The organism is Streptomyces africanus (assembly GCF_002150735.1).
GTDB classification, from domain to species: Bacteria; Actinomycetota; Actinomycetes; order Streptomycetales; family Streptomycetaceae; genus Streptomyces; species Streptomyces africanus.
This window is the reverse complement of record NZ_MUKA01000415.1, coordinates 1-6478: the sequence shown is the minus strand read 5'-3', so window position 1 is coordinate 6478 and position 6478 is coordinate 1. Positions and strand designations below refer to the sequence as shown.

The following is a 6478-nucleotide window of genomic DNA, read 5'->3' as shown; positions in this document are numbered from 1 at the left end:
CCCGCAGACCCTGGCCCGCCCGTGGGCGATCCCGGGCACGCCGGGTCTGGAGCACCGGATCGGCGGCATCGAGAAGGAGGACGGCACGGGCAACATCTCCTACGCCCCGGCCAACCACGACTTCATGGTGCGCACCCGGCAGGCGAAGGTGGACGGCATCGAGGTCCCGGACCTCGACGTCGACGACCCGAACGGCGCCCGGACCCTCGTCCTGGGCTGGGGCTCGACGTACGGGCCGATCACGGCCGCGGTACGGCGGCTGCGCCGGGCCGGGGAGTCGATCGCGCAGGCACACCTGCGCCACCTCAACCCCTTCCCGAAGAACCTCGGCGCGGTCCTCGGGCGTTACGACAAGGTGGTGATCCCCGAGATGAACCTCGGGCAGCTCGCCACGCTCATCCGGGCGAAGTACCTGGTGGACGCCCACTCGTACACCCAGGTCAACGGTATGCCGTTCAAGGCGGAGCAGCTCGCCGCGGCGCTGAAGGAGGCCATCGATGGCTGAGACGTCCACACAAGGCACGGGCATCATCGAGGCGCTTTCCCTCGTCCCCAAGGCCGAGGGCAGGCAGTCGATGAAGGACTTCAAGTCCGATCAGGAAGTGCGCTGGTGCCCTGGCTGCGGCGACTACGCCATCCTCGCCGCGGTGCAGGGCTTCATGCCCGAGCTGGGGCTGGCGAAGGAGAACATCGTCTTCGTCTCGGGCATCGGATGCTCCTCCCGTTTCCCGTACTACATGAACACCTACGGGATGCACTCCATCCACGGCCGCGCCCCGGCCATCGCCACCGGCCTGGCCAGCTCCCGCCGGGACCTGTCGGTATGGGTCGTCACCGGCGACGGCGACGCCCTCTCCATCGGCGGCAACCACCTGATCCACGCGCTGCGCCGCAACGTCAACCTCAAGATCCTGCTGTTCAACAACCGGATCTACGGTCTGACCAAGGGCCAGTACTCGCCGACCTCCGAGGTCGGCAAGATCACCAAGTCGACGCCGATGGGCTCGCTGGACGCGCCCTTCAACCCGGTGTCGCTGGCGATCGGCGCGGAGGCGTCGTTCGTGGCGCGGACGGTCGACTCCGACCGCAAGCACCTCACGGAGGTACTGCGCCAGGCCTCCGCCCACCAGGGCACGGCCCTGATCGAGATCTACCAGAACTGCAACATCTTCAACGACGGCGCCTTCGACGCCCTCAAGGACAAGCAGCGGGCCGAGGAGGCCGTGATCCGGCTGGAGCACGGCAAGCCCATCCGCTTCGGCGCCGACCTGGCCAAGGGTGTCGTCCGGGACCCGGCGACCGGTGATCTGAAGGTGGTGGCGGTGACGCCGGACAACGAGGACCAGGTGCTCGTGCACGACGCGCACGCCGAGTCCCCGACCACGGCGTTCGCGCTGTCCCGCCTCGCCGACCCGGACACCCTGCACCACACCCCGATCGGTGTCCTGCGCTCCGTCGACCGGCCCGTCTACGACACACAGATGGCCGACCAGCTGGACCACGCGATCGAGCAGCACGGCAAGGGCGACCTGGCGGCGCTGCTGGCGGGCGGCGACACCTGGACGGTCGTCGGCTGAGCATGCCCCTCGCAGATCGAGGCCCGGGACCGTCTCAGGACGCGGCCCGGGCCTCGTCGTATGCCTGCCGCGCCTTCTCCACGTCGTCCATGCGCCGCTCCGTCCACGTCGAGAGGGCGCGCACCTGTTCGGCGGCCTCGCGGCCGAGGTCGGTGAGGGAGTAGTCGACGCGGGGCGGGATCACGGGCTTGGCGTCGCGGTGGACCAGGCCGTCGCGCTCCAGGGTCTGGAGCGTCTGCGTGAGCATCTTCTCGCTGACGCCCCGCACCGCATAACGGCCGATCGCCCGGCGCAGCTCGCTGAACCGGTGCGGGCGGTCCAGAAGCTCGATCAGCACGAGCACGCCCCAGCGGCTGGTGACGTGCTCCAGCACCAGCCGGTACGGGCACAGGGCCTCGGCATCGCTGTTACTTACTGCCATGCCAGTACCTTACTTCAAAGTGGGTACTTTCCAAGAGTTAGCGCCTCCCGTAGGGTTAGTGTCATCGCACCCCACAAGGAGAGTCACCCTCATGAGCATCATCGTCACCGGAGCCACCGGACATCTCGGCCGTCACGTCGTGGAGCAGCTGCTGGAGAAGGTCCCCGCCGAGCAGATCACCGCGGTCGTCCGCAGCGCGGAGAAGGCCGCCGACTTCGCGGAGCGCGGTGTGAAGATCGCACTGGCCGACTACAACGCCCCGGCCTCCTTCGACGGACTCTTCTCCGCCGGTGACAAGGTGCTGCTGGTCTCCGGCAACGAATTCGACAAGGGCCGCGTGCAGCAGCACAAGGTCGTCATCGACGCCGCCAAGGCGGCCGGTGTGGCTCTGCTCGCCTACACCAGCGCCCCGGGCCCGCTGACCGCCGCCCTCGCCGACGACCACCGCGGCACCGAGGAACTGCTGCCGGCCTCCGGCGTGCCCTACACCCTGCTGCGCAACGGCTGGTACCACGAGAACTACACCGAGAACCTCGCCCCGGTGCTGGAGCACAACGCGGTCGTGGCCGCCGCCGGCGAGGGCAGGGTCTCCTCCGCCGCCCGCGCCGACTACGCCGCTGCCGCCGTCGCGGTGCTGACCGGCGAGGGGCACGAGAACAAGACGTACGAGCTGGGCGGCGACACCGCGTGGAGCTTCGCCGAGTACGCGGCCGAGCTGAGCCGCCAGACCGGCAAGGAGATCACCTACAACGCGGTCTCGACCGAGGTGCTCACCGGGATCCTGACCGGCGCCGGGCTGCCCGAGCCGCTGGCGCAGACGCTCGCGGGCGTGGACGCCTCCATCGAGAAGGGCGAGCTGGTCGTCTCCACCGGCGATCTGTCCCGGCTGACCGGCCGCCCGACCACCCCGTTCTCCGAGGCCATCGCCGCGGCGCTCAAGGGCTGAACTCCCCCGGCGAGCCCTTCAGCCGCCCCACCCCCGGCTGTCATGACCGTATACCGATACGGGCATGACAGCCGGGGGCGCTCGGCGTTACCGTCGTGGACGCGGAACACACGTACGGAGGAGGGGCCCGTGAGCGGCAAACCGAGGGGTGAGCGGCACATAGGACTGCTGAACGGCTTCGCGGCCTACGGGATGTGGGGGCTCGTTCCGCTGTTCTGGCCCCTGCTGAAGCCCGCCGGGGCGCTGGAGATCCTGGCCCACCGGATGGTGTGGTCGCTGGTCTTCGTGGGTGCCGCCCTGCTCGTGCTGCGCCGCTGGGCCTGGGCCGGTGAGCTGCTGCGGCAGCCGCGCAGGCTGGGCCTCGTCGCGGTCGCCGCGATCTTCATCACCCTCAACTGGGGCCTGTACATCTGGTCCGTGAACTCCGGGCACGTCGTCGAGGCCTCGCTCGGGTACTTCATCAACCCGCTGGTCACCATCGCGATGGGTGTGCTGCTGCTGAAGGAGCGGCTGCGGCCGGTGCAGTGGCTGGCCGTCGGGACCGGCGCCGCGGCGGTCGTCGTGCTGACCGTCGGCTACGGCCGGCCCCCGTGGATCTCCCTCGGCCTCGCCTTCTCCTTCGCCACGTACGGGCTGGTGAAGAAGAGGCTGAACCTCGGCGGCGTGGAGTCGCTGGCCGCCGAGACCGTGGTCCAGTTCCTGCCCGCGCTCGGCTTCCTGGTGTGGCTGAGCGCGCGGGGCGAGTCCACCTTCGCCGCCGAGGGCGCGGGGCACGCGGCGCTGCTCGCCTCGGCCGGGATCGTCACCGCGCTGCCCCTGGTCTGCTTCGGCGCCGCCGCCATCCGCGTGCCCCTGTCCACGATCGGCCTGTTGCAGTACCTGACGCCGGTCTTCCAGTTCCTCCTCGGCGTCTTCTACTTCCACGAGGAGATGCCGCCGGAGCGCTGGGCCGGGTTCGCGCTGGTGTGGCTGGCGCTGACGCTGCTCACCTGGGACGCCCTGCGCGCCGCCCGCCGGGCCTCCCGCGCGCTGACCAGTGAGATCAGCGCGCCCAGCACCACCAGGGCCACCGGCACGGTCAGCGCCACCCGGAACGCCGACAGCGTGGCCTCGGGGCCGGACCCGGTGGACGCCAGGCCGTAGACCGCGGTCACCGCCGCGATGCCGATGGCGGAGCCGAACTGCGTGGCGGTGGTCAGCAGCCCGCCGGCCAGGCCCTGCTCCGACCCGATGACCCCGTCCGTGGCCGCGATCGTCAGCGGCCCGTAGGCCAGGGCGAAGGCGAGGCCGGACAGGAACAGGGTGGGGAACATCGCGGCGTAGGACCAGTCCATGCCGACGGGCAGGAACAGCCCGTACGCGATCACGGCCAGGACGAAGCCGCCGACGATCACCTGGGCGTTGCCGAAGCGGGCGACCAGTCTCGGGGTGAGCGTCGGGGCGAGGACGACGTCGACGCCCATGACGATCAGGGCCACCGCCGTCTGGAGGGGCGACCAGCCGCGGACTTCCTGCAGGTAGGAGCCCGGCGGGAGCACGTGAACTCCCCGGGGCCGCCCGTCGCCCTCAGTTCCCGGCACGGGGCGCCGTATAACTGGTCACATGACACAGACCCCGGCATCACCCGCCCCCGTGCACTGGAAGATCGTCATCGACGCGAACGATCCGCATGCGCAGGCCGACTTCTGGGCCGCCGCCCTGCGGTACGAGGCCGAGGACAACAGCGCCCTCATCGAGAAGCTGCTCGGCTTCGGGGCCCTGCCCGAAGAGGCCACGGTCGAGTTCCACGGGCGGCGCGCCTTCCGGGACCTGGTCGCCGTACGGCACCCCGAGGACCCGTTCGAGGAGGAGAGCGGGACGGGGCTGGGGCGGCGGCTGCTGTTCCAGCGGGTGCCGGAGGCGAAGACGGTCAAGAACCGGCTCCACCTCGATCTGCACCCGGGCGAGGGGCGGCGCGAGGAGGAGGTGGCGCGGCTGGAGGGGCTCGGCGCGCGTGTGCTGCGGCGGGTGGCGGAGCAGGGCGGCGCGTGGGTCGTGATGGCGGACCCGGAGGGGAACGAGTTCTGCGTGCAGTGACCGTCCCGGGCACCGGCGGTCCGGCTCCTCACAACGCCCTGGCCGGATACGTCTCTTGACGCAGAGTCAGTACCAGCTTCACCATCCAGGCACCCCATTCACTGTGGGCTGCCCGTGGACATCCCACGGGCTTCCCCATGGAATCCGGAGCCCCCACATGAAGCTCTCCGTTTCCGCGCGTGCCGTGGCGTCGGGTGCCGTGGCGACCGCCATGCTCCTGACCGGCGGTGCCGTGGCGGACGCCGCGTCCGCTCCCCCGAGACCGGCCGCCGCGCCCGACATACCCCTGGCGGGCGTCAAGGCCCACCTGGCCCAGCTCCAGTCCATCGCCACGGCCAACGGCGGCAACCGCGCGCACGGCCGCGCCGGCTACAAGGCCTCGATCGACCACATCAAGGCGAAGCTGGACGCGGCCGGGTACACCACCACGGTCCAGCAGTTCACCGCCTCCGGCCGCACCGGCTACAACCTGATCGCCGACTGGCCGGGCGGCGACGCGAACCAGGTCGTGATGGCCGGCTCACACCTCGACAGCGTCTCCTCCGGGCCCGGCATCAACGACAACGGGTCCGGCTCGGCCGCCGTCCTGGAGACCGCCCTCGCCGTGTCCCGGGCGCAGTACAAGCCCGCCAAGCACCTGCGGTTCGCGTGGTGGGGCGCGGAGGAGCTCGGCCTGGTCGGCTCCCGGTACTACGTCAACCAGCTGGCCACCGGGGACCGTTCGAGGATCAGCGCCTACCTGAACTTCGACATGATCGGCTCCCCGAACCCCGGCTACTTCGTCTACGACGACGACCCGGCGATCGAGAAGACCTTCAAGGAGTACTTCAGCGGCCTCGGCGTCCCGACCGAGATCGAGACCGAGGGCGACGGCCGCTCCGACCACGCGCCCTTCAAGAGCGCGGGGGTGCCGGTGGGCGGCCTGTTCACCGGGGCGAGCCGGACCAAGACGGCGGCGCAGGCGGCCAAGTGGGGCGGCACGGCCGGGCGGGCCTTCGACCGCTGCTACCACTCCTCCTGCGACACCACCGCGAACATCGACGACACCGCCCTGGACCGCAACAGCGACGCCGTCGCGTACGCGGTGTGGGAGCTGTCGGAGTAACGGCGCCTACTGGTTGCGGGCGCGTTCGGTCAGCCGGCCCATACGGGCGCGGGCCGACTCCAGTTGCTCGATCTCCTCGGCGGCGGGGCCGTCCTCGGCGGCGAGCTCGGTCCACAGGCCGATCAGGTCCCGCCCCAGCTCCAGTCCCACCGCCGGGTCGCGCACGGCGCGCCAGGCGGTGGCCGCGCTCCGCACGTTGCCGTAGGCGGCCTCCGCGTCGCCCGTACGGCGGCGGGCGCCGGCCAGGTCGAGGGAGAGGCGGAAGGCCCGGAGCGGGTCGCCGGCCAGGTAGGAGATGTACGCGGTCAGTTCGCGCAGCCGGAGCACCTCGGGGTGCTCCGGCTGCGCGAACT

At 70.9% G+C, this 6478-nt stretch carries 6 protein-coding genes and 2 pseudogenes; 6 read left to right on the top strand and 2 right to left on the bottom strand.

Translation table 11 applies throughout. From position 1 onward, the window contains the following. Both CCL05_RS38135 and CCL05_RS38130 read left to right on the top strand, forming a co-directional pair. Positions 1 to 505 (top strand): annotated as a pseudogene (locus CCL05_RS38135) (2-oxoacid:acceptor oxidoreductase subunit alpha); the annotation flags it as partial. Continuing rightward, entirely contained in the window at positions 498 to 1577 is a 1080-nt protein-coding gene (locus CCL05_RS38130) for a 2-oxoacid:ferredoxin oxidoreductase subunit beta (RefSeq protein WP_086565205.1), read from the top strand. The pseudogene CCL05_RS38135 and the gene CCL05_RS38130, both read left to right, overlap by 8 nt. A 34-nt stretch (positions 1578 to 1611) precedes the next feature. Here CCL05_RS38130 and CCL05_RS38125 read toward each other — a convergent pair whose 3' ends face one another. Next, positions 1612 to 1998, bottom strand: a complete 387-nt coding sequence (locus tag CCL05_RS38125) for a winged helix-turn-helix transcriptional regulator (protein WP_086565204.1) — start codon at positions 1996 to 1998, stop codon at positions 1612 to 1614. 91 nt (positions 1999 to 2089) lie between these two features. Between CCL05_RS38125 and CCL05_RS38120 the strand changes: the two genes are divergently transcribed. From CCL05_RS38120 to CCL05_RS38100, 4 genes are all read left to right on the top strand, one after another. Continuing rightward, positions 2090 to 2944, top strand: a complete 855-nt coding sequence (locus CCL05_RS38120; protein ID WP_086565203.1) for an SDR family oxidoreductase — start codon at positions 2090 to 2092, stop codon at positions 2942 to 2944. A gap of 129 nt (positions 2945 to 3073) precedes the next feature. Beyond that, on the top strand, positions 3074 to 4087 hold the full coding sequence (gene rarD, locus CCL05_RS38115) for an EamA family transporter RarD (protein WP_244204541.1): 1014 nt from the start codon (positions 3074 to 3076) through the stop codon (positions 4085 to 4087). A 459-nt stretch (positions 4088 to 4546) separates the two neighbouring features. After that, positions 4547 to 5020 carry a VOC family protein gene (locus tag CCL05_RS38105; protein WP_086565202.1) on the top strand — a complete coding sequence of 158 codons (474 nt, stop codon included), beginning with the start codon at positions 4547 to 4549 and terminating at the stop codon, positions 5018 to 5020. 157 nt (positions 5021 to 5177) lie between these two features. Beyond that, on the top strand, positions 5178 to 6125 hold the full coding sequence (locus CCL05_RS38100; RefSeq protein WP_086565201.1) for a M28 family metallopeptidase: 948 nt from the start codon (positions 5178 to 5180) through the stop codon (positions 6123 to 6125). Between the two features lie 6 nt (positions 6126 to 6131). Here the strand turns inward: CCL05_RS38100 and CCL05_RS38095 are convergent. Further along, a pseudogene (locus tag CCL05_RS38095) lies at positions 6132 to 6478 on the bottom strand (tetratricopeptide repeat protein); the annotation flags it as partial.